Here is a 299-nt window from a genome sequence, read left to right on the forward strand (position 1 = left end):
ACCCTTTCGGGTTGTATGGTTAAGTGACTAAGCGTACACGGTGGATGCCTTGGCAGTCAGAGGCGATGAAAGGCGTAATAACTTGCGATAAGCCCAGATTAGGTAGTAATAACCTTTTGAGTCTGGGATTCCTGAATGGGGAAACCCACTTACATAAGTAAGTATCCTGTTGTGAATACATAGCAGCAGGAGGCAAACCGGGGGAACTGAAACATCTAAGTACCCCGAGGAAGAGAAATCAACCGAGATTCCGAAAGTAGCGGCGAGCGAAATTGGATTAGCCCTTAAGCTTTTAATGA

Annotated in this window: 1 rRNA gene; it reads left to right on the forward strand. The window is 45.8% G+C overall.

The features are described 5' to 3' along the window. Positions 1–17: 17 nt before the first annotated feature. Positions 18–299 (forward strand): 23S ribosomal RNA (locus AB4274_RS01640); the annotation flags it as partial.

This window comes from Vibrio sp. 10N.261.55.A10 (genome assembly GCF_041470825.1).
Taxonomy (GTDB): Bacteria; Pseudomonadota; Gammaproteobacteria; order Enterobacterales; family Vibrionaceae; genus Vibrio; species Vibrio crassostreae_C.